Source organism: Cellulomonas endometrii, from assembly GCF_949769265.1.
GTDB lineage: Bacteria > Actinomycetota > Actinomycetes > Actinomycetales > Cellulomonadaceae > Cellulomonas > Cellulomonas endometrii.
Genome location: NZ_CATKPC010000001.1, coordinates 393,227 through 418,732, shown reverse-complemented (window position 1 = coordinate 418,732; position 25,506 = coordinate 393,227). Strand labels below are relative to the sequence as shown.

General features: G+C 76.3%; 22 protein-coding genes. 12 read left to right on the top strand and 10 right to left on the bottom strand.

The window, feature by feature from the left end; translation table 11 throughout:
* The first annotated feature begins 87 nt into the window (after positions 1-87).
* Both QNH85_RS02045 and QNH85_RS02040 read left to right on the top strand, forming a co-directional pair.
* Positions 88-3,780, top strand: a complete 3,693-nt coding sequence (locus tag QNH85_RS02045) for an ATP-binding cassette domain-containing protein (protein ID WP_282944229.1) — start codon at positions 88-90, stop codon at positions 3,778-3,780.
* A 29-nt stretch (positions 3,781-3,809) separates the two neighbouring features.
* Complete coding sequence (locus QNH85_RS02040; protein ID WP_282944228.1) at positions 3,810-4,490, top strand: GOLPH3/VPS74 family protein; 681 nt, start codon at positions 3,810-3,812, stop codon at positions 4,488-4,490.
* Positions 4,491-4,537: 47 nt separating this feature from the next.
* Here the strand turns inward: QNH85_RS02040 and QNH85_RS02035 are convergent, their stop codons facing one another.
* Complete coding sequence (locus tag QNH85_RS02035; RefSeq protein WP_282944227.1) at positions 4,538-5,035, bottom strand: glutathione peroxidase; 498 nt, start codon at positions 5,033-5,035, stop codon at positions 4,538-4,540.
* Between the two features lie 118 nt (positions 5,036-5,153).
* Here QNH85_RS02035 and QNH85_RS02030 point away from each other — a divergent pair, with 118 nt between their 5' ends.
* The gene (locus QNH85_RS02030) at positions 5,154-5,699 is read left to right on the top strand and encodes an NUDIX domain-containing protein (protein ID WP_282944226.1); all 546 of its coding nucleotides are present in this window, start codon (positions 5,154-5,156) and stop codon (positions 5,697-5,699) included.
* Positions 5,700-5,706: 7 nt separating this feature from the next.
* Here QNH85_RS02030 and QNH85_RS02025 read toward each other — a convergent pair whose 3' ends face one another.
* From QNH85_RS02025 to QNH85_RS02015, 3 genes are all read right to left on the bottom strand, one after another.
* Positions 5,707-6,006, bottom strand: a complete 300-nt coding sequence (locus QNH85_RS02025; RefSeq protein WP_282944225.1) for a hypothetical protein — start codon at positions 6,004-6,006, stop codon at positions 5,707-5,709.
* A gap of 213 nt (positions 6,007-6,219) precedes the next feature.
* The gene (locus QNH85_RS02020; protein ID WP_282944224.1) at positions 6,220-7,419 is read right to left on the bottom strand and encodes an NAD(P)/FAD-dependent oxidoreductase; all 1,200 of its coding nucleotides are present in this window, start codon (positions 7,417-7,419) and stop codon (positions 6,220-6,222) included.
* Positions 7,420-7,504: 85 nt separating this feature from the next.
* Positions 7,505-7,918 carry a PLD nuclease N-terminal domain-containing protein gene (locus QNH85_RS02015; protein ID WP_282944223.1) on the bottom strand — a complete coding sequence of 138 codons (414 nt, stop codon included), beginning with the start codon at positions 7,916-7,918 and terminating at the stop codon, positions 7,505-7,507.
* Positions 7,919-8,120: 202 nt separating this feature from the next.
* Between QNH85_RS02015 and QNH85_RS02010 the strand changes: the two genes are divergently transcribed.
* The 7 genes from QNH85_RS02010 to QNH85_RS01980 all read left to right on the top strand — a co-directional run bounded on the left by QNH85_RS02010 (position 8,121) and on the right by QNH85_RS01980 (position 18,126).
* On the top strand, positions 8,121-9,437 hold the full coding sequence (locus tag QNH85_RS02010; protein ID WP_282944222.1) for an ABC transporter substrate-binding protein: 1,317 nt from the start codon (positions 8,121-8,123) through the stop codon (positions 9,435-9,437).
* Positions 9,438-9,669: 232 nt separating this feature from the next.
* Complete coding sequence (locus tag QNH85_RS02005; protein ID WP_282944221.1) at positions 9,670-10,452, top strand: carbohydrate ABC transporter permease; 783 nt, start codon at positions 9,670-9,672, stop codon at positions 10,450-10,452.
* Complete coding sequence (locus tag QNH85_RS02000) at positions 10,449-11,306, top strand: carbohydrate ABC transporter permease (protein ID WP_282944220.1); 858 nt, start codon at positions 10,449-10,451, stop codon at positions 11,304-11,306. Before QNH85_RS02005 ends, QNH85_RS02000 begins: the two co-directional genes overlap by 4 nt.
* Before the next feature lie 75 nt (positions 11,307-11,381).
* Positions 11,382-13,703 carry a hypothetical protein gene (locus QNH85_RS01995; protein ID WP_282944219.1) on the top strand — a complete coding sequence of 774 codons (2,322 nt, stop codon included), beginning with the start codon at positions 11,382-11,384 and terminating at the stop codon, positions 13,701-13,703.
* Positions 13,704-13,718: 15 nt separating this feature from the next.
* On the top strand, positions 13,719-14,840 hold the full coding sequence (locus tag QNH85_RS01990; RefSeq protein ID WP_346016283.1) for a LacI family DNA-binding transcriptional regulator: 1,122 nt from the start codon (positions 13,719-13,721) through the stop codon (positions 14,838-14,840).
* An 80-nt stretch (positions 14,841-14,920) separates the two neighbouring features.
* On the top strand, positions 14,921-17,332 hold the full coding sequence (locus QNH85_RS01985) for a glycoside hydrolase family 43 protein (protein WP_282944218.1): 2,412 nt from the start codon (positions 14,921-14,923) through the stop codon (positions 17,330-17,332).
* A 44-nt stretch (positions 17,333-17,376) separates the two neighbouring features.
* Positions 17,377-18,126, top strand: coding sequence for a class I SAM-dependent methyltransferase (locus QNH85_RS01980; protein ID WP_282944217.1), 750 nt, complete (start codon positions 17,377-17,379; stop codon positions 18,124-18,126).
* A 98-nt stretch (positions 18,127-18,224) separates the two neighbouring features.
* Here QNH85_RS01980 and QNH85_RS01975 read toward each other — a convergent pair whose 3' ends face one another.
* The 4 genes from QNH85_RS01975 to QNH85_RS01960 form a co-directional block, all read right to left on the bottom strand.
* Positions 18,225-19,319, bottom strand: a complete 1,095-nt coding sequence (locus QNH85_RS01975) for an NAD(P)/FAD-dependent oxidoreductase (protein WP_282944216.1) — start codon at positions 19,317-19,319, stop codon at positions 18,225-18,227.
* The gene (locus tag QNH85_RS01970; RefSeq protein ID WP_282944215.1) at positions 19,316-19,873 is read right to left on the bottom strand and encodes an isoprenylcysteine carboxyl methyltransferase family protein; all 558 of its coding nucleotides are present in this window, start codon (positions 19,871-19,873) and stop codon (positions 19,316-19,318) included. Before QNH85_RS01970 ends, QNH85_RS01975 begins: the two co-directional genes overlap by 4 nt.
* A complete protein-coding gene (locus QNH85_RS01965; RefSeq protein ID WP_282944214.1) occupies positions 19,870-20,952 on the bottom strand; it encodes a type III polyketide synthase in 1,083 nt (360 codons plus the stop codon). The genes QNH85_RS01970 and QNH85_RS01965 overlap by 4 nt, the downstream gene beginning before the upstream one ends.
* Positions 20,953-21,117: 165 nt before the next feature.
* A complete protein-coding gene (locus tag QNH85_RS01960; protein ID WP_282944213.1) occupies positions 21,118-22,050 on the bottom strand; it encodes a UbiA family prenyltransferase in 933 nt (310 codons plus the stop codon).
* 330 nt (positions 22,051-22,380) lie between these two features.
* Between QNH85_RS01960 and QNH85_RS01955 the strand changes: the two genes are divergently transcribed.
* Complete coding sequence (locus QNH85_RS01955) at positions 22,381-22,680, top strand: Ig-like domain-containing protein (protein ID WP_282944212.1); 300 nt, start codon at positions 22,381-22,383, stop codon at positions 22,678-22,680.
* Positions 22,681-22,684: 4 nt separating this feature from the next.
* On the opposite strand, the gene QNH85_RS01950 is transcribed toward QNH85_RS01955, so the two are convergent.
* Both QNH85_RS01950 and dinB read right to left on the bottom strand, forming a co-directional pair.
* Positions 22,685-23,353, bottom strand: coding sequence for a PAS domain-containing protein (locus tag QNH85_RS01950; RefSeq protein WP_282944211.1), 669 nt, complete (start codon positions 23,351-23,353; stop codon positions 22,685-22,687).
* A 151-nt stretch (positions 23,354-23,504) separates the two neighbouring features.
* Positions 23,505-24,719, bottom strand: a complete 1,215-nt coding sequence (gene dinB, locus QNH85_RS01945) for a DNA polymerase IV (RefSeq protein WP_282944210.1) — start codon at positions 24,717-24,719, stop codon at positions 23,505-23,507.
* Positions 24,720-24,910: 191 nt separating this feature from the next.
* Between dinB and QNH85_RS01940 the strand changes: the two genes are divergently transcribed.
* Complete coding sequence (locus QNH85_RS01940) at positions 24,911-25,363, top strand: hypothetical protein (protein WP_282944209.1); 453 nt, start codon at positions 24,911-24,913, stop codon at positions 25,361-25,363.
* Positions 25,364-25,506: the final 143 nt, after the last annotated feature.

Sequence of the window (25,506 nt, the reverse complement as noted above, 5' to 3'; positions counted from 1 at the left end):
ACGGCGGGCGCTCGGGCCCCCGGCGGTCACCGCGACGCGACAAAACGCTTCGGGCCTGTCGGACCTGCGGCCTAGGGTCGACGCACGATGATCGAGGCCCCCACCGCACCGCCCACCGACCGCACGCGCGCCGCCGGCACGTCCGGCCTGCCCGCCGACCCCGCGCGGCGGCTCGACTGGCGCCGCCTGCGCGGCCCGGTCGCGCTCCTCGCGCTGCTGGCCCTCACCGTCGGTGCGGTCGGGTCCGCGCTCGGCACGGTGGTCGCCGGCCGGATCGCGGAGGACCCGACGGCTGCGGGTGTGGCCCTGCTCGCGCTGTGCCTCGTGGGCGCCGCGCTGGTCGACACCGTCGGGCAGGTCGGGTGGGCCGGCGTCGTGGACCGCGCCGAGGGCAGGCTCCGCGGCGACCTCCTCAGCGCGGCGCTGCACCAGCCGCTCGAGACGCTCACCGAGCAGGCGGTCGGGGAGGTGCTGGACCGCGTGGACGACGACACGCACGCCGTCGGCACGCTCGTCCGCCGCCAGCTGTGGGGCGCGGGGCGCACCGTCGCCGGCGTGCTGCCGATGTGGGTGGTCGCGGGCGTCACGTGGTGGCCCGCGTGGCTGCTGTTCCCGCTGCTGGGGGGGCTCACGCTGCTCGTGGTGCGCCCGTCGCTCGGGGAGATCGCGCGCCGCAAGGTCGTGGAGGAGCGGGCGTGGACGGACAACGCCGCCGCGTTCGAGGAGGCCGTGGCCGCCCGCGACGACCTGCGCACGAGCCGTGGCCAGGCGTTCGCGGTCCGGCGGTTCGCCGAGGCGTCCGCCGCGGTGCACCGCACCCTCGACCAGGTGCTGGCCGTCGAGACGCGGATGACCGCGCGCGCCGGGGTGCTGCTGCACGCGCTGCTCGGCGGGGTGACCGTGGCGGGCGTGGCCCTCGCGGGGGCCGGGGACCTGTCGGTCGCCCGCCTGGTCACGCTGTTCCTGGTCACGGCGTCGTTCGTCGGGCAGTTCGACATGCTCGCCCGGCACCTCCCGGACATCCAGGAGGGTGTCGGCGCCGTCATCCGCATCCGCGAGCTCCTGGAGTCCCCGCCCGAGCCGGCCGGCGGCCGCGCCCTGCCCGACGGGCCGCTCGACCTGGAGGTGCGGGACCTGGACTTCGCGTACACCGAGGGCGCGTTCGCGCTGCGCGGCGTGCGGCTGCGGGTGCCGGCCGGCCACACCGTCGCGCTCGTCGGCCGCACCGGGTCCGGCAAGACGACGCTGGCCTCGCTGCTGTCCCGGGCCGTGGAGCCGCCGGTGGGGTCGGTGCTGCTCGGGGGCGTCGACGTGCGCGACGTGGACCTCCAGGCGCTGCGCGCGGCCGTCGGCGTGGTCACCCAGCGCACCGAGATCCTCGCGGGCACGCTGGCCGAGAACATCGCGCTGTTCGCCGACGTGCCGCGGGGCGTGGTCGAGGACGCGGTCGCGGAGCTCCGCCTGACCGACTGGGTCGCCGGCCTGCCCGACGGGCTCGACACCCTGCTCGGGCCCGGGGGCACGTCGCTGTCCGCCGGGGAGGAGCAGCTCGTCGCGTTCGCCCGGCTGCTCGTCCGGGATGTGCAGGTGGTCGTGCTGGACGAGGCGACCGCCCGGATGGACCCGCTCACCGAGGCCCGGGTCGTCGCCGCGTCCGAGCGCCTGCTGGGCGGGCGCACCGGCGTGCTCGTGGCGCACCGCCTGGGCACCGTCGAGCGGGCCGAGCAGGTCGTCGTGCTCGACCACGGGCGCGTCGTGCAGCAGGGGCCGCGGGAGGCGCTGGCCCGCGAGGACGGGCCGTTCCGCGCGCTGCTCACCGCGAGCCGGAGCGAGGGCCACGACCTCGACGACGACGCGGAGGAGCGCGCCGGCCGCCCGACGCACCCGGACCCGACGGGCGGGCTGGACCCGACGTACGGGCTGGACCCCACCGACGGCTTGCGGTCCACGGACGGGCTCGGCTCGACCGACGGGCTCGGCTCGACCGACGGGCTCGGCTCGACCGACGGGCTCGGCTCGACCGACGGGCTCGGCTCGACCGACGGGCTCGGCGCGCCGCGCCGGACCGGCCCGCCGCCGGAGCTGCCCGACCCGGGGAGCGGCCCGAGCCTGGCCCGCGGGATCGCCCACGCGCTGGTCGTGCGCCCTCGCTGGGGGGTCGTCGGTGCCGCCCTGTTCCTGCTGTCGAGCCTGTTCGCGGCGCAGGGCGCGGTGACCGGCTTCCTGTGGGGGCGCACGGTGGAGGGGCTCCAGGACGGTCGCAGCACCACGGTGCTCGTCGCCGTGCTCGTCGTGCTGCTGCTGCTCGTGGCGCCGTGCAACTCGCTGGCGTTCCGCCTGTACCCGAAGTGGTGGATCGAGCTGCTGCTGCGCGTGCGGATGTCCGTGCTCGTCGGCCAGACCCGGCAGCACCGGCTGCGCCGCACCCCGCCGGGGGAGGTCGTCGCGCGGGCCCTCGACGCCGACCGGTTCGTGCAGTACGCCGACCGGTGGGTCGACCTGGTGAACGGCCTGGTGCTCGTCGCCGTCGCGGCCCTGCTGAGCTGGTCGCTGCTGGCCGGCGGCGTGCTGCTGTCCGTGCTCGTCGTCAGCGCGGCGTGCGCGCTGATCGGCCGGCCGATCGCCGGCCGGTCCGCCACCCGCTCCGCCGCGGCGCGCGCGGTGTTCGGCCGCGCGCTCGTGTCGGCCCTCGACGCCTCGCGCACCGTGAAGCTGGCGGCGCGCACCCCGCAGGTGCACGCGCACCTGCGGTCGGTGGACGCGGGTCGGGTCCGGGCCGCGGTGTTCGAGCACCGCGTCCAGGCGGTCCTCGACGGCGTGCCGATCATCATGGTCCAGGTCGGGGTGGTCGTGGCCTGGGGCGCGCTGCTCGCGGGCGTGTGGGACCTGGGCAGCACGCTGCTCGTCGCCGGGGCGGTCGCGGGGTTCAACTGGTTCGGCGTGGTCGCGGGAGCGGTCGTCACCGAGGCGCCCGGCACCCGGTCCTGGCAGCGGGCCACGGCGACCTTCGCCGGCGGCACCGACCTGGCCGACGTGCCGGCGGGCGTCGACCTCGCGTCGGGTCGCGCGCCGCGGCCCGAGCCCGACAGCCGGGACCGGTTCGAGCGGCTGGAGCTGCGCGGCCTCGCCGCGGTGCACGACGACGGGACGATCGGCGTCCGGGACGTGGACCTCACGTTCGAGCGGGGAGAGCTCGTGCTGCTGCTCGGCCGCGTCGGCTCGGGCAAGTCCAGCCTGCTGTCGGCCCTCGCCGGCCTGATGGAGCACACCGGCCGCGTCGTGTGGAACGGCGTGGACGTCGCGGACGCCCAGCAGCTCCTCCGACCGGGCCGCGTGGCGCACGTCGCCCAGGTGCCGCGGGTGCTGTCCGGCACGTTCGCGGACAACGTGGCGCTCGACCACCCGCGGGAGGTCGCCGGCCCGCTCGACGCCGCCCGGATGTCCCAGGACGTCGCCGAGGCCGGCGGACCCGACGCACTGGTCGGCCACCGCGGTGTGCGGCTGTCCGGCGGGCAGGTGCAGCGGCTCGCGCTCGCCCGGGCGCTCGCCACGGAGTCCGAGGTGCTGCTCGCGGACGACGTGTCCAGCGCGCTGGACGCCGCCACGGAGATCGAGCTGTGGCAGTCGCTGCGCGAGCGTGGCACCACGGTCGTCGGGTCGACGTCCAAGCGGGCCGCGCTCGCCCGCGCCGACCGGGTCGTCGTGCTCGAGGACGGGGAGGTCGCGGCCGTCGGGCCGTGGCGCGAGCTCGCGGGGCGCTGGGGGCACCTGGCCGGGTGAGGGCCCGCGGGCCTGGCTAGTCTCGGGCCATGGCCACGCTCATCGCGGACGACCTGCTGCTCCTGCTGCTCGACGACGAGAAGGGCACGTCGACCTCCTCGTACCTCGACACCGTGCTCGGCGGCGCGCTGCTGCTCGAGCTCGCCCTCGCCGACGCGGTCGTGGTGCGGGAGCGAGCCAGCATCTGGTCGGGCGCGAAGGTCGTCGCGCGGCCGGGCGCCACGGTCGAGGACCCCGTCCTCCAGGCGGCCCTCGCGACGGTGGCCGAACGGGAGCGGTCCGCGAGCGACCTCGTCGGGCGGCTGGGCAAGGGGGCGAAGGACGCGCTCGCCGACCGCCTGGCGCAGCGCGGCGTGCTCGCCCGGCACGACGACCGGGTGCTCGGCCTGTTCCCGCGCACCCGGTGGCTGCCCGCCGACACGGCGCACGAGCAGGAGCTGCGCCGGGCGCTGACCGCGGTGCTCGTCCAGGGCGCGGAGCCCGACCAGCGCACCGGCGCGCTCGCCGCGCTGCTCTCGTCGGTCGACAAGGCTCCCGCCGCGGTGGACCACCCCGGGGTGCCGGCGCGGGACGTGCGGCGGCGCGCGAAGCAGGTCGCCGAGGGCGCGTGGGCGGCGAAGGCGGTCAAGGACGCGATCGCCGCCTCGACGGCCGCGATCATGGCGGGCGTCACCGCGGCCACGATCACCACCACGACGACGTCGGGCTGATCGGCGCCGCGTGCCTGGTGTGCCCCGGGCGGGCGCGGCTCGCTCGGTCAGGCGGGGTGGCGGTCGCCGAGCAGCTCCTCGATCGCCGCGACCACCTCGGGGGCGTCCGGCAGCACGCGCGGCCGGAACCGGCGGGCGCCGCCGCCGGGGGCGACGAGGAACTTCTCGAAGTTCCAGGTGATGCGCCCGGCCTTGCCGGTGTCGTCCGGGATCTGCGTGAGCTGGCGGTAGAGCGGGTGCGCCCCGCGGCCGTTGAGCTTGACCTTCTCCGTCATCGGGAACGTCGCGCCCCACGTGGTCGAGCAGTACTCGGCGATCGCGTCCTCGGAGCCGAGCTCCTGCAGGAACTGGTTGCTCGGGACGCCGACGACCGTGAACCCCTCCGGCCCGTACGCGGTGTGCAGCGCCTCGAGCTGCTCGTACTGGGGCGCGAGCCCGCACCGCGACGCGACGTTGACGACCAGCGCCACCCGCCCGTCGGTCAGCTCGCCGAACGTGGTGTCCTGCCCGCGGAGCGTCCGCACCGGGATGTCGTCGAGCTGCATGGGGTCATCCTGCGCCCGCGCGGTGCCGCACCGCCAGCGGCCGGCCGGGCGACGACCACCCGGGCGCGGCTCGATACGCTCGCACGGACCCCCATCCCCGTACCGGAGGACCGGCCTCGTGGCTTCCTGGCAGACGCACGGCTCGACGACCGTCTACGAGAACGCGTGGATCCGCGTCCGCGAGGACGCGGTCACCCGGCCGGACGGCGGCAGCGGCATCTACGGCGTCGTCGAGGTGCGGCACCCGGCGGTGTTCGTCGTCCCGGTCACGGACGACGACGAGGTCGTGCTCGTCGAGCTGGAGCGGTACACGACCGGGGCCCTGTCGCTGGAGGTGCCGGCGGGCGGGTCGGACGGGGAGGAGCCGCTGGTCGCGGCTCGGCGGGAGCTGCTGGAGGAGACCGGCCTGCTGGCGGACGACTGGCAGGACCTCGGTGCGGTGTTCTCGCTGAACGGCGTCTGCCACGCGCCGGGCCGGGTGCTCCTGGCCCGGGGGCTGCGCGCGCCGGTCGAGGCGGAGGGCCAGCACGAGGAGGGCATCGTCGGGACGCGAGTGCTGCCCTGGCCGGAGGTGCTCGGGCTCGTGCGGGACGGGACGATCACCGACGGCGAGTCCGTGGCGGCGCTGATGTACGCGGCGATCGCCCTGGGCCGGGTGGCCTGAGCCGGGTCTAGCCGCCAGCTCGTCGCCACGCCTCGAGCAGGTCAACGAGCTCGATCAGCGGGGCGCGCTGCGCTGCGGTCGCGCGGGGGTCGCTCAACAGCGCGGTGGCCAGCTCGCGAGCGTGCTCCCGAGCCTCCGGCGTCAGCCGGTCGCCCCACATGCCCCCGATGACGGTCACGTTCAGCTCGTCGACGTCGAACGCCGCGTCGTAGTCGGCGTCCGTGAGGTCGTGCTGGGACGGATCCGGGTACTGGTCCTTCACCGCGCCGGCAGCACGGAGGGTGTCCGCCAGCAGGGGCGGCCGCACCGCTCGGCGCGACCGGCCACGGCTCGTCATCGGGCACCGGCGCGTCGCTCGACCACGGCGGGCGCGGGGATCACGACATGGGTGCGCACGGCTCCGCTCCTCTCGTCCGCGGGATGCGGCCTGGGGACGCTATGGCACCGACCTGCGTCGAGATGCGTGAACGGGTGCGATTTCACCCGTGCGGCGCAGATCGGGGACGCACGGCAGCGGCGGTCAGGACACCTTGCCCTGCAGGAGCCGGTTCCAGTAGATCGTCGGCTCGAGGTACCGGTCGAAGAGCCGCAGGCTCCGCCGGGGGCGCGCCAGGTCGGGGAACCGCACGGTGGGCTCGGCGTTCCCGTCGCGGTCGAACTCCGCGAGCAGCAGCCTGCTCCCCGACGTGAGCACCGGGGCGACCGAGTAGCCGTCGTAGCGCCGCATCGGGGCGCCGGTGCGGCGCGCCTGGATGTTCCGCGCCACCACGGGGACCTGCTTGCGCAGCGCGCCGCCCGAGGACGACGTGCCGACGGTGGCCGCGTCGCCGAGGCCCCAGACGCGCGCGTGCTCGACGTGCTGGAGCGTCTCGGGGTCGACGGCGACGAACCCGTCGCTCGTGGGGGAGTCCAGGCCGCTCGCGGCCACCCAGTGGGGCGCGCGGTGCGGGGGCGCGAGGTACAGCGCGTCGTAGGTGAGCGACCCGCCGCCGACGAGGTGCAGGGTGCGTGAAGCGGGGTCGACGCGCTCGACCGTGGTGCGGGTGCGGACGTGGACGCCGAAGCGGTCGGCCGCGGCGCGCAGCTCACGGTCGGCCTCCGCGTGGTGCACGAGGGACGGGCCCTCGACCAGCAGGTCGACCTCGACGTCCCCGAGCACGCCGGCCCGGCGCCAGTGGTCCGCGGCGGCGAACAGCGGCTTCAGCCCGACGGGGGCGCAGGGGACGTGCCGGTCGGAGATGACGAACACGGCGCGGCCGGATGCGAGGTCGGACAGCATCGTCCACGTCTTCGGCGCGAGGTCGAGCAGGTAGCTCGTCGACGCGTGCGGGGTCGCGACCGCCTCCTGCGACCCCGGGATCGCGTCCCAGTCCACGCGGGAGCCCGGGCACACCACGAGGTCCCCGTACGTCAGCTCCGTGCCGTCGGCGAGCGTGACCACCGAGCGCCCGGGGTCGACGTCGACGGCCCGGTCGCGGTACCAGTGCACGCCCTCGGGCAGCACCTCGACCTGGGGACGGCGCAGGTCGGCGAGGGTCGCCTGACCCGACGCGACGTAGGACAGCAGCGGGCGGTAGTGGTGGATGTCCTTCGGCTCGACCACCGCGACGTCGCGGCAGCCGTCGCGCCGGACGCGACCGGCGAGGGAGAGGCCCGCGTTGCCGCCGCCGATGATGAGGACGTCGTGCCGGGGGAGCTGAGGGGGCCGGGAGTCGGTCATGGGCGGGCACGCGCCGCGGGGTCGGGGGACGGGGGTCCCGAGCCACGCTAGGCGACCCCGCAGCGCCCCGCGCGGTGGGGCCGGGTCAGGCCCGGGGCTGGTCCGTGCCGTCCGCCGGCGGGTCGGACCGCAGCTCCCGCTCCCGCGCGCGCAGGTCGGCCTCCCAGTCGCGCAGCATGCGCTCGTGCTGGTCGTCGGAGGCGCGGAGCCCGGCGAGGAACGCGGGGTCGTCGTCGGGCCCGGCGGCGCGGGGCCGCTCGTACTCCGGGAAGCCGGCCGTCGCGGTGCTGGGCCACGCCACCCGCGGCGCCTGCGCGCCGCGCGCGGGACGTCCCGCCACCAGCCACGCGACCCCGCCCACCAGCGGCAGGAACACGATGAGCAGGATCCAGGCGGTCTTCGACAGGTTCCGCACCAGGACCGAGTCGGTCTGGATGCAGTCCACCAGGCAGAACACGAGCAGCCCGAGCTGGATCAGGACCGGCAGCGCACGCAGCACGACGCCCCCTTCGTGAGATGACGGGACCGGTCGGCGCCCGTCGGCGGGCACGACGGTAGGGGAGCCGGGGCGGCGCTGTCCGGCGAACGGGCGGCGGATCACCCGCGTGGCGGCGGTCCTCGCGCGTTGACACCCCGCGCGGCCCGGGCTAGCGTCGCGCTACCGAAACCGGTTGCGAAACGACCTAGCAAGGGAGCTAGACATGTCCAGCACACCTCGGTGGTCCCGGGGCCTCGCGGTCGCGGCAGTGGTCGGCACGGCGGGTCTCGCCCTCACCGCGTGCGCCCCGTCCGCCCCGTCCACCCCCTCCGGCGCGGGCTCGGGCTCGGCCGGCGACGCCACCAGCATCACCGTCGGCATGGAGGCCGGCTCGCCGCACGAGGCCTTCTACCGCGAGATGGCGGCGGAGTTCACGGAGGAGACCGGCATCGACGTCGAGATCCTCGGCGTCCCGCACGACAACATGCACCAGCAGTTCCTGTCCGACGCCATCGCCGGTGGCGGGGCGTACGACGTCCTCACGGTCGACCAGCCGTGGATCGCCGAGTTCGCCCAGAACGGGTACCTCGCCCCGCTGGGCGACCGGCTCGAGGACGCGGACCGCGACGACTTCGTCGAGCACACGCTCGACACGGTGACCTACGACGACGAGCTCTACGGTCTGCCGTTCCTCGTGCACAACCTCGTGACCTACTACCGGCCCAGCATGCTGGAGGCCGCGGGCGTCGACGGGCCGCCGACCACCTGGGAGGAGTACCGCGCGGCTGCGGCGGCGACCACCGACCCGGCCACCGGCGTGTTCGGCACGATGGTGCCGGGCAACCGCGACGGCGAGGTGGCGACCCGGTTCGAGAGCTACATCCAGCAGTCCGGCGGCGACATCGTCGACGAGGACGGCGCCCCCGCGATCGACTCGCCCGAGGCGCGCGAGGCGTTCGACCTCATGACCGGCATCCAGTTCGAGGACGGCTCCAGCCCCGAGGGCCTGCACGACCTGTCCGCCATGCAGGGGCAGTTCCTCGAGGGCAAGGTCGCGATGATCTCCATCTGGCCGTACCTGTGGGCGCAGGCCACCGACCCGGCGCAGTCGAAGATCGCCGACGACGTCGCGGTCGCGCTCAACCCGGGCAACCCCGACCAGGTCGGCACGACGTTCTCGTGGGGCTTCGGGGTGTCCGCGTCGTCCGACGCGCAGGACGCCGCCTGGCAGTGGGTCAGCTGGGCCACGAGCAGCGACGTGCTCGCGCGCAAGGCGATCGAGCAGCTCTCGCCCGTGCCCCGCACGTCGTCGATGGAGACGCTCGCCGGCTCTGCCGAGCTGTCGCAGGCCGACCGCGACGCCCTGGCGGTGTTCTCGGAGTCCGTCGAGAACAGCACGACGATGCCGATGACACCGGCCTACGCGCAGTACCAGACCGCCATCGCGGAGGCCGTCTCCGCGGTGATGTCGCAGCAGCAGACGCCCGACGAGGCGCTCGCCGCCGCGCAGTCCGAGATGGAGCAGGCAGCTGGCCGCTGACCTGCGTGGTGGCGGGCGGTCCGGGACGCCCGCCCGCCACCACGCACCGGCCGGTCCCGCCACCCGCGGCGGGACCGGGGATGCGGGGACGACCACACCGGCCGCCCCGGCAGCGAGCCGCGGCGGCGGGCGGGGGAGCCTGCTCGCCGGGAGGCGACGGGCCGGCGTCCTGCTGACGCTGCCCGCGCTGCTCGCGCTCGCCGCGACCGCGCTGTACCCGCTGCTGTGGACGGTGTCCCTGAGCCTGCAGGAGTTCAGCGTCGCCGTCGGCGGCCCCGCGCCGTCGTTCGTGGGGCTCGACAACTACAGCCGGGTGCTCGGGTCGCCGGCCTTCTGGACGGCGCTGACCCAGACCCTCGGCTACGTCGTCACGACGCTCGTCGTCGAGCTGGCGGTCGGCATCCCGATCGCCCTGGTCCTGCAGCGCGAGACCCGCGGCCGCAAGGCGATGCGGCTCGTGCTGGCGCTGCCGCTCATGATCGCGCCGGTGGTGGCGTCGATGGCCTGGAAGTTCCTGTTCTCCCCGGGGTACGGCCTGGTGAACGAGGGACTCGCGCTCGTCGGGATCACCGGCCCCGCCTGGTTCGCCGACCCGTGGTTCGCCCGGACCACCGTGCTCGTGACCAACGCCTGGCTCGCGGTGCCGTTCGTCGTGCTCGTGCTGCTGGCGGGCCTCGCGAACATCCCCGGCGAGCTCGAGGAGGCAGCCCGCACGGACGGCGCCTCCCCGTGGCAGACGTTCTGGCGGATCACCCTGCCGCTGCTGCGCCCGTCCATCCTCATCGTCCTCGTGATCCGGCTGGCCGACGCGTTCCGCGTGTTCGACGCGGTGTACGTGATGACCGGCGGCGGGCCCGGGTCGTCGACCGAGGTGCTCAGCACCTTCCTGTACCGGCAGATGTTCACCTCCACCGACTTCGGTGGCGGTGCGGCGACGTCGGTGCTGTTCGTGATCGTCATCGGCGTCAGCGCCGGTGCGGTCTTCCTCTGGCTGCGCCCGCGAGGTGAGCGATGACCACCCTGACCGCCGCACCCGTCACCGCGCGCCGGGTCACCCGCAGGACCGCATCGGTCCTCGTCGCCGTGGCCGCCGCGTTCCTGTTCCTGCTGCCCGTCGTCTGGGTGGTCGCGACCTCGCTCAAGCCGGACGTCGAGATCTTCGCGATCCCGCCGACCGTCCTGCCGCAGGCGCCGACGGCCGCCCACTTCACGTCCGTCCTGGGCGACGAGACCGTGCTGCGGTTCTTCCGCAACAGCCTGGTGGCGGCGGGCGGCGCGACGGTCGTCGGGCTGCTGCTCGGGGTGCCGGCCGCGTTCGGGTTCGCCCGGTTCCGGTACCGGTTCTCCGGCGTGCTGCTGGGCTCGGTGCTGGTGACCCGGATGTTCCCGCCGGTGGCGCTGGCGCTGCCGTTCTTCCTCCAGTTCCGCCAGCTCGGCCTGATCGACACGTCGCTCGGACTGGCGATCGCGTACATCCCGATCGTGCTGCCGCTGATCATCTGGATGCTGGAGGGCTTCTTCCGGGAGCTGCCCGAGGAGCTGCTCGAGGCGGCCCGGCTCGACGGCGCCGGGACGATCGGCACGATCCTGCGCATCGTGCTGCCGATCTCGACGCCGGCGGTCGCCGTCGCGGCGCTGTTCGGCTTCCTGGCGGCGTGGAACGAGTTCGTCATCGCCCTGTCGCTGACCCGCACCCCCGACGCGCAGACGATGCCCGTCGGGATCGCCGGGTACATCACCCAGTTCCAGACGCTGTGGGGAGACATGACCGCCGCCGCGGTGGTCTACCTCCTGCCCGTCCTCGTCCTGACGCTGCTGTGCCAGCGCGGGATCATCTCCGGCCTCACCGCGGGCGCCACCAAGGGCTGAGCGCCCGCACCCGCACTCCTTCCTTCCGCAGGCGCGCGCGACGAGCGCGCCACGAGCACCACCTGGAGCACCCCTGTGATCGAGATCCGCACCACCGGCCCCGACGACGCGCTCGGCATCGAGCTGTGGGCCGACCCCGCCGGCCGCCCCGAGCGCCTGCTGGCCGGGGGGTCACCCGTCGTCCTCGAGATCCACGACGGCGACCCGTCCGACTGGAGGGGGACGCGCGTCGCCCGCGGCTACACGCACGCCGAGCGCGACGGCGACGCCCTGCTCGCCTCCGCGCGGATCGCCACCGCGGCCGGCGAGGTCGACGTCCTCGACCGGTGGGCGCCCGAGGGCGACGGCGTCCGGGTGGACCGCAGCGTGCGCGTGCACGCGGCCGTGCCCGGCACCGCCGTGCGCGCCGTGCTCGACCTGGACGTGGTGGGCAACGGCTTCGACGAGAGGGCGCAGGTGTTCGCGCCGCCGGCGCTCTACGACCTCAACGACGTGGACGGCGACGGGGTCGAGGACTACCTGGACACGCGCGAGCTGGTCTTCCGGGACGACCGGCTCACCGGCCTCGCGGTCCTCGCGTACGCCGCGGGGCGCGGGATCGGCCTCGCGCTGACGCGCCAGGACCTCCCGTCGCACGACGACGTGCCCGACCGCGCCCGCGGCCAGCAGGCGTTCGCGCAGCGGACCGACATCGGCTCGCTCGGCCTCGTCCCCCGGCCGGGGGGCTGGTCGCTGACGGCGGCCTACCCGTTCGTGGAGCGTCCCCGGTCCCACGCCCTGACGGTGCGGGACCGGGAGCCGTGGGGGGCGTTCTGGCCCGTCGACGACGCGACGGACCTCCGCGTCTCGTACGGCGTCGGCGTGGTCACCGGCGAATCCGCGACGGACGCCCTGTGGCAGCTGTGGCGGGCCCGGGTCGAGCACCTGCAGCCCCGCCGGGTCGAGCTGCCGGTGGCGGTCGAGGACCTCACCGCGCTGCGCCTCGACGCGCTGCTGCCGTACTACCGGGAGAACGCCACGACCGCGGGCTTCGTCACGAACTGCCACCCGCAGGACGGCCGTCAGCTCGGGGACGTCCTGCAGTACGGGTTCACGGGCCAGACGGTGCTGAACGCGCTGCACGTCCTGCGGCACGCGCCCGAGCTCGACGACGCCGAGGCCGGGGCCAAGGCGCTGCGGACGGTCGAGAGCTTCGTCCGGCGGGCGGGCGCGTCGCCGCTCGGGCTGGTGCACACGCTGTACGACTTCGACACGCAGCGGGACGCCAGCTGGTGGAGCGGCCTGCTGCTCCCGCTGGCCTACGCCGACGAGGGCGCCGACCTGCAGAAGCTGATGGGCCCGGTCGTGGAGCACATGGGCTACGCGATCGACGCGCTGCAGGGCGCGCCGGACGGCACGTACCTGCGCTGCGTCGCCGAGGAGCACCACGCCCTGCTGCGCGCGTACGCCGCCGAGCGCGAGGCGGGCACCGAGCACGCCGGGTGGCTGGACGTGGCCCGGTCCTTCGGGGAGTTCCTGCTCGGGGCGCAGGAGCCCGACGGCTCCTGGCGCCGCGCGTACGCCTTCGACGGATCGGCGCTGGTGGAGCCGCGTTCCTGGTTCGGTCGCGCGGAGCTCAACCAGAAGTCGTCGACCGCGACCGCGGTGCCGTTCCTGGAGGAGCTGCACCGGGCGACCGGCGACCCCCGGTGGCAGGAGGCGGCGGTCCGGGCCGCGCGGTTCGTCGCGGAGCACTTCGTGCGCGGGCTGAAGTTCAACGGCGGCATCCACGACTCGATCTACGCGCGGGCGCAGCTGGTCGACTCGGAGAGCATCCTGTTCTCCCTGCGCGCGTGCCTCGCGGGTGCCGAGCTGACCGGGGACGACGACCTGCGCTCGGCCGCGGTGGACGCCGCCCGGGTGCTCGCCACCTGGGTCTACCTGTGGGACGTGCCGCTGCCCCCGGGCAGCACCATGGCGCGGTTCGGCTTCCGCAGCACCGGCTGGAGCGCGTGCGACACCGCCGGGGCGGGCTACATCCACCCCTACGAGCTGCACGCGGTGCCGGACCTCTTCGAGGCCGCGCTCCTCGCGGACGACGACGTGCTGGCCGAGGTCGCCGACCTCGTCCTGCACGGGTCGAACGAGACGGTCGCCACCGAGGCGTGCGACTGGGGGTATGCGCGGCCAGGGCTGCAGGAGGAGGGGCTGCTGGTCAGCTGGTGGCTGGTCGACGACCCGATGTTCGTCGACACCGGGTTCGGCGGCCGGGGCAAGGGCGAGGGCAACAAGACGTGCCTGCCGTGGATCTCCGCCGTCGGGATCGACGCGACAGACGAGGTGCTGCGCCGGTACGGCACCACCGACCTGCGGGCGCGCTGGCGCGAGCGGACCCGCGCCACCGTCGCGTCCCGCTAGGGTCGGCGGACACAGGTGGACGTCACGACGGCCTCGCCCGGCACCTCCGGGCGGGGCCGCGACGCGGGCGACGGGAGTCGACGGCCGATGGGTGCGGGGAGCGGCGACGTCGTGGAGCAGCGGGCGCCCGGGCGCACCACGCTGGCCGACGTCGCGCGGCGGGCCGGGGTCTCGAAGGGGACCGCGTCCAAGGCGCTGAACGGCCGGGGCGAGGTGCGCCCGGAGACCCGCCGGCGCGTGCTCGAGGCCGCGGACGCCCTGTCCTTCACGCCGTCCGTGCTCGCGCAGAACCTGGCCAGCGGCCGCACCGGCACGGTCGGGGTGCTCACGAACGACCTGGAGGGCCGGTTCGTCATCCCGATCCTCATGGGCGCCGAGGACGCGCTCGGTGCGGGCCGGATCTCCGTGATCCTGACGGACGCGCGCGGCGACGCGATCCGGGAGCAGCAGCAGCTGCGGACGCTGCTGGAGCGGCAGATCGACGGGCTGATCGTGGTCGGGGGCCCGCGGACCGACCCCCGCCCGTCGCTCGGGCAGGACCTCCCGGTGCCGGTCGTCTACGCGTACGCGCCGTCGCAGGACCCGCAGGACCTGTCGCTCGCCGCGGACAACGTGCAGGCGGGCCGCCTCGCCGCCGAGCACCTGTGGGACATCGGCCGCCGCCACGTGGCCTACGTGGGCGGCGACCCGACCTACAGCGCGTCCCGGGACCGGGAGGCCGGCGCCGCCGCCGCCCTCGCCGAGCGTGGGGCGGCGCTGCTGGGCGCGGGCCTGGCGTCCGGGAACTGGACGGAGCGGTGGGGTCGTGCGGCCATGGCGCGGCTGCTCGAGCAGCACCCCGACCTCGACGCCGTCGTGGCCGCCTCCGACCAGCTGGCGCGCGCCGCGCTGGACATCCTGCGGGACCAGGGCCGGCGCGTGCCCGAGGACGTCGCGGTCGTCGGGCACGACAACTGGTCGCTCGTCGTGACGAACACGCGCCCCGAGCTGACCAGCGTCGACACCCGGCTGGAGCTGCTCGGGCGGACCGCCGCGAGCAGGTTGTTCGCCGCCCTGTCCGGCGACGAGCTGGGGTCGGGCGTCGAGCTGCTGCCGGTCGAGCTCGCCGTCCGCGGGTCCACCGTCGCCGACCGCTGACGGCGCGCCCCCGGTGGCGCCGGGGCGCGGACGGGCGTAGAAGAGGACCGACCCGTCCCGTCGAACGGCAGGAACCTGCGATGAAGCAGACCACCGGGCGCCTCGTCCTGCGCCGGACCGCGACCGCGCTCCTCGTCCTGGGTCTGGCGCTCGCCGGGCCGCCCGCGCTGGCGGGAGGGACCCCGGGGCACGGCGGCGGCGGCGGGCACCCGGGGCACGGTGGCGGTGGTGACGTCACCGGCACCCCGTACACGAACCCGGTCAGCGCCACGTTCGCCGACACCTACGCCGACCCCGCCGTGATCCGCGGGCAGGACGGCTGGTGGTACGCGTACGGCACGACGGACCCGCTGCGGGAGGGCGAGGGCTCGCGGCACCTGCTGCCGATGTCACGGTCGACGGACCTCGTGACGTGGGAGTACGTCGGCGACGCGTTCACGGAGGACTCGCTGCCGGCGTGGGCCGACACGGACCCGGCGCGGCTCGCGGCGCTGTGGGCGCCGGACATCCGCTACGTCGACGGCGAGTACCGGATGTACTACGTCGTCACGCAGACCACGGTGACCCCCGGCGCGAACGACGGGGCGATCGGCGTCGCGACGGCGCCCACGCCCACCGGGCCGTGGACCGACTCCGGGGACCCGATCGTGGACCCGCGACCGGGCGCCGGCGGGCCGGACGACTTCCTGTGGACGTTCGACCCGTCGCACGTGGTCGGGCCCGACGGCACGGAGCACCTGTTCTACGGCTCCTACTACGGCGGGATCTGGGTGACGGAGCTCGACGCGACCGGCACCGAGGCGGTCGGCGCGCCCGTGCAGGTGGCGATCGACAACACGTACGAGGGCGCGTACGTGCTGCAGCGCGACGGGTACTGGTACCTGTTCGCGTCGTCCGCGAACTGCTGCGCCGGGCCGACGACCGGCTACAGCGTGCACGTCGGGCGCTCGGAGTCGCTGACCGGCCCCTACCTGGACCGCGAGGGCGTGCCGCTGCTGCAGTCCCGGGCCGGCGGGACGCCGGTGCTCGCGCCGAACGGCAACGCCTGGGTGGGCACGGGCCACAACGCCGTGGTGACCGACCTGGCGGGGCAGGACTGGATGGTCTACCACGCCATCGACCGCGCGGACCCGTACCTGGACGGGACGGACGGCATCAACGAGCGGCCGATGCTGATCGACCGCCTCGACTGGGTCGACGGCTGGCCGACGGTCCGGGGCGGCGCGTGGGCGTCCGAGGGCGAGCAGCCCGGCCCGGCGACCGGCGGGCGCGCGGTGACCGGCTTCGACGACGGGATCCGGCAGCCCTTCCGCGGAGCCTCGTGGGCGGCGGTGACCGACGACCCGCAGGGCGGGCCGCACGCCGTCTCGACACGGCCCGGGACGCTCGTCACCCAGCACGCGGTCAACGGGGCCGTGCGGGTCGAGGCAGACGTCCGGCTCGACGGCGGTGCGGCGGGCGGCGTCGTCGCCGGGGTCACGGGCTCGGGCCGGGGCGACCGGTACGACGACGCCGACTGGGCCCGCGCGGACGGCGGACGCGGGGGCCACGGCCGGCCGTCGGGCGTGAGCGCGGTCGTCGACCCCGCCGCCGGTCAGCTGGTGCTCCAGTCCGGCGGCCTGCACGCGACCGCGCCGCTGCCGGCCGGCGTGGACTGGTCGGCCTGGCACGCGGTCGTGCTGGAGCTGGACGGGCGGACCGCGCGCGCGGAGGTGAGCCAGGCGCGGCTCGGCGACCCGCTCGCCGTCGTGACGCTCGACCTGCCGCGCCGGGTGCCGTCCGGGGCGGCCGGGGCCGTGGCGCGCGGTGCCGGCGTGCACGTCGACGACCTCAGCGCGCTCCCGCTCGCCCGCCCGGCGAGCGACCCGGTGCCGCTGCCGTCGACCGGGGCCCTGGTGGACGAGGCGACGTTCGACGACGGGCTCGGTGACGGCTGGACGCCGGTGCGCGACCCGCAGGTGACCGTCGAGGGCGGCGACCTGGTGTGGCCGGTCGAGCAGAGCGACCTGGTCGGCGCGGGCAACACCGCGGGCGTCCTGCTGCGGGACGTCCCGGACGGCGACTGGACGGCGGAGACGGTGGTCGAGGTCGACCTGGGCACCGACGCGATCCGGAACTTCCAGCAGGCCGGCCTGGTGGCGTACGCCGGGGACGACCTGTTCGCCCGGTTGTCGCACGTCGCGATCTGGAACACCCGGCAGACGGAGTTCGGGTACGAGACCCCGTACGCCGGCCGGCTCCAGTACGGCGGCACGATCGTCGGCCCGCCGGCGGAGACGACCTGGCTGCGGCTCGTGCACCGCACGGACGACGCGGGGGAGCACGAGGTGCAGGCGCTCACCAGCACCGACGGCCAGACCTGGGTCGCCGGCGGGGTGTGGACCTTCCCGGCGGGCACGGACCTGCGCGTCGGGCTCGTCGCGCACGGCTGGAACGGCACCGACCCGCAGGCGACGGCCCGGTTCGAGCACCTGCGGGTGTGGGCGGACTGAGCCCGGCGGCGGACGGCGCCGGGCCCGCGTGCGACGATCCGGGCGTGGACGAGACGGACGTGTGGTCGCCGCTCGCGGCGCAGTGGGCGGCGCTGTGGGGCTCGTTCGCGGACCCGGCCCGGCAGGCCCTGCTCCGGGCGTGCCACGTCGGGCCGGGCACCCGCGTGCTGGACGTCGGGTGCGGCAGCGGCGAGCTGCTCGCGCTCGCCGCGGCGCGCGGTGCCGTGGTGTCGGGCGCGGACGCTGCGCCCGGGATGGTCGCGCTCGCGCGCCGCGCCGCCCCCGGTGCCGACGTGCGGGTGGCGCCCGCGGAGGCGCTGCCGTGGCCGGACGGCAGCGTGGACGTGGTCACCGCGGTGAACGTGCTGCAGCTGACCGACGACCCCGCGGCGGCCCTCGCGGAGGCCGTGCGCGTCACCGTGCCCGGCGGCCTGGTCGCCGTCGGCGGCTGGGCGGAGCGGGAGCGCAACGAGATCGACGTCGTGGAGGCCGCGCTCGCGCTCGACGACGGCGAGCCCCTCGGTCCCGAGCACCCGCTGCGCGAGGAGGGACCGCTCCGGGAGCTCATGGGCTCGGCAGGCCTGGCCGTCGAGCGGGTCGAGCTGGTCGGGGTGCCGTGGCAGGCGGCGGACGACGCGGAGCTCGTGGCCGGCGTGCTGCTCGGCGAGGACGCCGCGGGGCTGGCCGACCGGGGGCCGGTCGTCGTGGCGGCCGCCCGGCCGTACCGGACGGCGCAGGGTGGGTACCGGTTCCGCAACACGATGCGGCTGGCGGTCGGTCGCGTCCGGGCGTGACGCGGTGGGGCGTGACGCGACCGCGCCGCGTCACCGACCGCGCCGCGTCACCGACCGCGCCGCGTCACCGACCGCGCCGCGTCACCGACCGCGCCGCGTCACCGGGCGAGCAGCTCCACGGCGCCGGCGAACACGGGCGGCAGCCGCACGGCCGCGGGGACCAGCGCGCCCCGCAGCGGGGAGGTCGCGGCGGCCACGAGCGTGCTGGTCAGCAGGCGGTAGTCGCGCGTCGCCGCGGACCACGCCCGCTCGTACCCCGCGGGGTCGTCCCGGTGCGCGACGGCGGCGCGCGCCTGCGCGAACCCGAGCCGCAGCCCCTCGCCGGTCAGCGCGTCGACGTACCCCGAGGCGTCGCCCACCAGCAGGACGCGGCCGGCGGTGCGGGCGCGCGTGCGCTGGCGCAGGGGCCCGGCCCCGCGGTCGGCGGCGTCAACCGGGGCGCCGGCGATCCGCTCGGCCAGCGCGGGCATGCCGGCGAGCTCCGCGTCGACGTCCAGCGGGGCCGGCCCCAGGAGCGCGACGCCCACGAGGTCGGGCGCCACGGGCGTCACGTACGCCTCGGTGCGTCGCCCCCAGTGCACCTCGACCAGGTCGGTCCACGGCGCGACGCGGTAGTGCCGCCGCACGCCGAACCGCCGGCGCGGGTCGCGGGCGCCGCCGGGGGCGCTCGGGCCCCGCCCGCCGGTACCGCCGCGCGCGCCGGTGCCGCCGTGCGCGCCGCGGGCCGGCACCTCGAGCCCGACGAGCCGCCGCACCGTGGAGTGCAGCCCGTCGCACGCCAGCAGCCAGCGCGCCCGGACCCCGGCGGCCGTCACCCCGTCGGCGTCCTGGTGCAGCGCGGCGACCCGGCCGGTCATCCTCTGGACCCCGAGCGCGTCGGCCCGGTCGGAGAGCGCCGCGTGCAGGACCGTGCGCCGGACCCCGCGGCCGGCGGGCCCGGCGAACCGGTGCTCGGCGCGCAGGTCGCCGCGCACGTACGCGATGCCGGCGAGCGGGTGGCCGGGCGGGTCCACGCCCAAGCGGTGCAGGGCCACGAGCGCCTGCGGCATGAGCCCCTCGCCGCACGCCTTGTCGACCGGCCCCTGCCGCGGCTCGACGACGAGGGCGGTCAACCCCGCGAGCCGCGCCTCGACGGCCGCGGCCAGTCCGACGGGCCCGCCGCCGACGACGAGGACGTCGACGTCGGCGCTCACCGGCCCGCGGGCGGTGCCGTGGCCGGTGCCGGGCCGGTGGCCGCCCGGAGCGCGCGCTCCTCGGACGGGATGCGGAACCCGAGCAGCAGCACCGCGTTCAGCACGGTGAAGACCAGCGCCGTGACCCACGCGGTGTGCACGAGCGGCAGCGCCACGCCCTCGACCACGACGGCCACGTAGTTCGGGTGCGGGATCCACCGGTACGGGCCGCGCCGCACCAGGTCGAGCCCGGGGACCACGATCACCCGGGTGTTCCACCGGTGCCCGAGCGTCGCGATGCACCACCAGCGCAGCGCCTGGCTGGCGACCACCAGCGCCAGCGCGGTCCAGCCGAGCCACGGGACGAAGGGGCGGTCGGCCAGGTGCACCTCCAGCACGCAGGCGAGCAGCAGCCCGGTGTGCAGCGCGACCATCGGCGGGAAGTGCCCACGCCCGGACTCCACCCCGCCGCGCTCGAACGACCAGCGCGCGTTGCGGGCGGACACGACCAGCTCCGCCAGCCGCTCCAGCGCGGTCAGCGCCACCAGGACGTCGAACCACAGCACGGAGCTCATGCCGCCTCCTCCTCGGGCCACCGCAGGGCCACCAGCTCCGAACCGACGCCGGGGCCGAACGCCAGCACCGCGCCGAGCGCACCGGGCCCCGGCGGTGGTCCCGCGAGGGTGCCCGCCAGGACGTGCAGGACCGCGGCCGACGACAGGTTCCCCGTCCTGGCCATGACGTCGCGGCTGATCACGAGCGCCTCGGGGGGCAGGCCCAGCGCGTCCTCGACGGCGTCGAGGATCTTCGGCCCGCCCGGGTGCACGACCCAGCGGGCGACGTCGGTGGTGGTGGCGCCCAGCGGTGCGAGCAGGGCGCCCACGTCCTCGGCGGCGTGCGCGGCGACCGTGTCGGCCATGCCGCCCGAGAGCACGATGCGGAACCCCGAGGAGCCGACCTGCCAGCCCAGGTCGCCGGCCGTGCCCGGGTACAGGACGCTGCGCGTGCCGACCACGGACGGCCCGTCGAGCCCGAGCTCCGCGGCGCGCCGGTCCCCGACCAGGACGGCCGCCGCCGCGCCGTCGCCGAACAGCCCGCAGGCCACGAGGTTCGCCGTCGAGTCGTCGTCGTGCTGCAGGGTCAGGGAGCACAGCTCCACCGACAGCAGGAGGGCCACCTCGTCCGGGTGGCCGGCGAGGTGGTCGTGCACCCGGGCGAGACCCGCGGCCCCGCCGGCGCAGCCGAGGCCGAAGGACGGCACCCGCCGCACGTCCGTCCGGAAGCCGAGCCGCTCGACCAGCAGGGCGTCGAGCGACGGCGCCGACACGCCGGTCACCGTCGTGAAGAACAGGTGGTCCACGTCCGCGGGGCGCAGCCCGACGGCGCGCAGGGCGTCCAGCACGGCGCGGGCCGCGAGCTCGGCGCCCTCGCGCAGGAACACGTCGTTGGTCTCGGTGAAGGACGACAGGCCCGCGTACTTCTCGAGCGGGAGCACGAGGTGCCGCGTGTCGATGCCGCTCGACGCGTGCACCCGCTCGAGCAGCGCCCGGCGGCGGGGGTCCCGCGTCACCAGCCCGCTGATCTCGGCGGTGATCTCCGACTGCCGGTACGCGTGCTCGGGGAGCACCGGGGCGACGGACACGACGCGTGACATGCCCGGATCCTCTCGCGGGCCCTCGCGGCACGCGACCGGGGGCACCGCGGCGCGCGACCGGGGGCACCGCGGGACGCGACCGGGGGCGCTGCGGGACGCGACCCGGGGGCACCGCGGGACGCGACCGGGGGCGCCTCGGCACGCGAGCGGGCGGCCTCGCTGGCGTCAGCCGGTCGCGACCAGCAGCACGACGGCGACCCCGGCGACGAGCATCGCCGCGGTGAACGGCCACCGGCTGCTCGGGCGGGCGAACGCGACCGCCACGGCCGACCCCGCGAGGGCCGTCGCGCCCGCCGACGCCGCGAGGGCCGCCGGTCCGGGGTCGCCGGGGGCGCCGAGCACGACGACCAGCACGGCGACGAGCAGGACGATCGCCGCGCCGAACGCGGTCCGGCGCCGGCCGAGGCGGTGGGGGAGCCCGCGCACGCCGGTCGCGGCGTCGTCCTCGAGGTCGGGCAGCACGTTCGCGAGGTGCGCGCCGACGCCGAGCAGCGCGCCACCGGCGGTCACCCACCAGGGCGCCAGGTCCTCACCGCCCGGGACGCCGAGCGTCGCGACCGAGGGCAGCGCGCCGAACGCCACCGCGTACGGCGCCCAGGACCACGCGGTGGCCTTGAGCCGGGCGTTGTACGCCCACCCCGCCGCGACCAGCACCGCGTGCAGCAGGGCGGCCCGCCAGCCGAGCGCCAGGGACAGCGCCGCGCAGGCGACCAGGGCCAGCAGCGCGGAGCGGCGCAGCAGCGCAGGGGTGACCTCGCCGCGCACGACCGGCTTGTCCGTGCGGCCCACCGCGAGGTCGCGGTCGGCGTCGATCCAGTCGTTCGACCAGCCGATCGACAGCTGGCCCGCGCCGACCGCCGCGGCCACGAGCAGCGCGCGCCCGGCATCACCCCCGGCCGGCCCGGCGGCGTACGCCCCGGCGATGGCGGTCACGGCGACCGCCGGCGCCAGGTGCGCGGCGAGCAGGAGCGTGACGACCCGGCGTCCGACCGCGGGTGCGCCGGTCCGGGCCGCCGCGGGGGTCGGCGCTCGGTCGGACGCGGGATCGGACGCGGGATCGGTCGCGGGGGTCGGCGCGGGGTCGGTCGCCGGCGGCATGGTCCTCCTCGTGCGGCTGCCCGGCCGGGCGTCCCCGCGGCGCCATCCTGCCGCAGCGGGTCGCGGACGGCGCGGGACGCCTCACCCGGGTGATCGCGCGGTGAAGCGGTCACGCGGCCGGGGGAGCGGGCGATGGGGTAGCGAGGGCAGGAAGCGCCCTCGTCGTGCCCCCCACGGAGACAGCCCCATGACCCCCATGCCCCGCCGCGCCGTCGCGGCCGCCGCCCTCCTCCTCGCCCTGTCCACCGGCACCGCCGCCACGCGTCGCGGCCCCGCCGCCCGAAGCCCGCTGCGGTCAAGGCCGCCCCGGCCAAGCCCGCCCCGCCCGCGGTGGCCAAGGTCGCCGCCCAGGTGCTGTTGCAGGTCACCCCGGTGGCGCGCACGGCGGTCACCACCGACTACACCGCGACGGTCACCGTCAAGGCGCCCGCGAACAGCGCCGTGACCGGCACGTACACGCTCGTCGAGGCCGGCGCGGTCATCGCCTCCGGCTCGCTGGTCGGCGGGTCCGCGCGCGTGCAGCTCGACCTGGCGCCCGGCACCCACAAGATCACCGCCGTCTACAGCGGCGCCGCCAAGGTGAACGGGGCGTCGACCAAGGAGGTCGTCGTCGCGGTGCCCGCCGTCTGACGGCTCAGCTGCTCGCGCCGTCGCCCCGGTGCGCCGGCGCGAGCAGCCCGTCGACGAAGGCGGAGACCCGGCGCGGGTCCCCCCGCAGGGACGGCAGCGCGGTGACGATCGCCCGGGCCAGGAGCCGGATCGGCACGTTGGCGTCGTTGGACGCGGCCCGCAGGACCGCGAACGCCGCGGCGGGCTCGTACCCGTACGTGAACGCGAGGACGCCGACGGCCTGGTCGATGGTCGCCCGGCTCTCCGCGGCCGCGGAGATCGACTCGGAGGCGGCAGCCTGGGCGCGGTCCCGCACGACCTCCGTGACGTCGACGAAGTACCCGGTCAGGACGGTCGCCCGGCCGGCGTCCCGGCCGCGCTCGCGCCCCTCGCCGACGACCGTCACGACGCGCTCCCGGCCCTGCGCGTCCACGATCCGGTGCACGCACGAGAACGGCGCGCCCGTGCGGATCGCCTCCTCGAGGGCGTCGCTGGCCCGTCGGCGGTCGGCGGGGTGCTGGTGCGCGACGAGCAGCTCTGTGGACGGCACGACCTCGTGCGGCTCGAACCCGTGCATCGCGTAGATCTCGTCGGACCACCACCACGCGCCGTCGCGCAGGTCGAGCCGGTAGGCGCCGGCGGTCGCCCGCGTGCCGAGCGCGAGGACGCGTTCCGGGCTCATCACCTCCGACATGGGACCCGCACCCCCGTCCGGTCCTGCACGGTGCGCCGGACGGTCCTGCCGGACCCCCGCGCGGTCGTTGGTGCGACCGTACGCGCCGCTCCGCGATCCCGACACTCGAACGGGTGACCTCGCGCCGGGCCGGTCGCTGCGCCGGTGCGGGTCAGTCGGGCAGCAGCGGCACCTCCGTCCCGGACCCGCGCCGTAGCAGCGCGCCGCGGGTGAGCGCGCGGCTGCCGAACTGCCGCGCGACCGCGTCGACGGCCGTGTCCAGCGCGCTGCGGTCCGGCCCGTCGAGGTCGAGCTGGGGCTGGACGTGCGCGTCGGACTCCAGGTTCGTCAGCGCGACGCCGACCAGGGTGAGGCCACGCTCCCGGAGCAGCGGAGCCACCTCGTCGAGCAGCGCGACCGCCAGCGCCGCCAGGTGGGTGCCGGCGGCCGTCGCGTGGGGCAGCGACCGGGAGCGGGTGGCGGTCGTGTAGTCGGCGAACCGCAGCCGGAGCACGACCGTCCGCGCCAGCCGGTGCGCGGTCCGCAGGCGCCGGCACACCCGGTCCACCAGGCCGAGCAGTGCCGCGCGGACCTGCTCCGGCGGGTGAGGCCCGGGGCCGAGCGCACGCTGCGCCCCGACGGACCCGCGCCGCCTGCCGGTCTCGACCCGCTCGGGGGTGCGCCCGTGCACGACCGCGTGCAGGTGCCCGCCCTGCGCGGGGCCGAGCGCCGCGACGAGGACCTGCCGGGGCAGGGCCGCCACGTCGCCCGCCGTGACGAGGCCGTACGCGTGCAGCTTGCGCGCCGTGACCTCCCCGACGCCCCAGAGCTGCTCCAGCGGCAGCGGGTGCAGGAACGCCTCCTCGCCGTCGGGCTCGACCAGCAGCAGGCCGTCGGGCTTCGCGACGCGGCTGGCGACCTTCGCGAGGAACGGGGTACGGGCCACGCCCACGGTGATCGGGAGGCCGACCTCGTCGCGGACGCGGGCTCGCAGCCGGGCCCCGATCTCCAGGGGCGGGACGTCGATGCGGTGCAGCCCGTGCACGTCGAGGAACGCCTCGTCGATGGAGACGCCCTGCACCGCGGGCGTCGTGTCCTCGAAGATCGCGAAGACGGCGCGGCTGGCCGCCACGTACGCGTCGAACCGGGGGCGCACGACGACGAGGCCGGGGCACAGGGCGCGGGCCTGCCGGCCGCTCATCGCCGTCCGCACGCCCCGGCGCTTCGCCTCGTAGGACGCGGCGAGCACCACGCCGCCGCCCACCGCCACGGGCCGCCGGCGCAGGCGCGGGTCGTCCCGCTGCTCGACGGCCGCGTAGAACGCGTCGAGGTCGGCGTGCAGGATCGCCGCCCGTCGTGGCCCGCCGTCCTCGATGCCGTCATCCATAGAACACATGTTCGACCCGGGGTCTGACACGGACGGGTCGCGGCAGGGGGAGCGGAAGCAGGCGAGCGGGAATCGAAGGAGGGAGGCGGGAGCAGGGTGAGCGAGGAGCGGCGGGGAGCAGGCGGGCGCGGGAGGCGGCGTGGCCGTGCGGCCGACGCGCGCCGCCGGCACGCCCGGCCGACGATGGCGGCATGACACAGGACCACACGCCCGCCGACCGACCCGACCCCGGCCACCTGCCCCCGGACGGCGTCCCCGACGACGTCGTGGAGGCCGTCGGCGGTGTCACGGCGGCGTTCGAGGTGATCGAGCACGCCCGCGGCATGCTCTACGCGTTCCACCGCCTGGTCGGGCGGGCGGACGCGGAGCTGGCCGAGGCGCTGGACCGGCTCGAGGCGGCCGGCCACCCGGAGCTCGCCGACGAGCTGCGTGCCGAGATCGTCGGGCGCAACGTGCTCGAGGGGCGCTGGACGTTCCAGATCGTGGAGGACTTCGACGACGGCTACTACCGCGCCTTCGCGGACGCCGAGCGCCGCACCCGGGAGCGTCTGGTGGCGGGTCGCCGGCACGTCTACGAGTCGCAGCTGAAGGAGAAGAACCGCACCCACGGCCTGCCGGGCCACGAGGCGCGCCCGACGGCCTGAGCAGGCCGATGGCGAACGCTTCGCGAACCGTTCACGTGGCGCGTTCCCCCGTTCGGACCTAGCGTCGAACACGGCGGGGCCCTCGTGCCCCGGCCGATCGCACCGACGGAAGAAGCCCGTCGGCGCCACCCCCGGTGACGAGG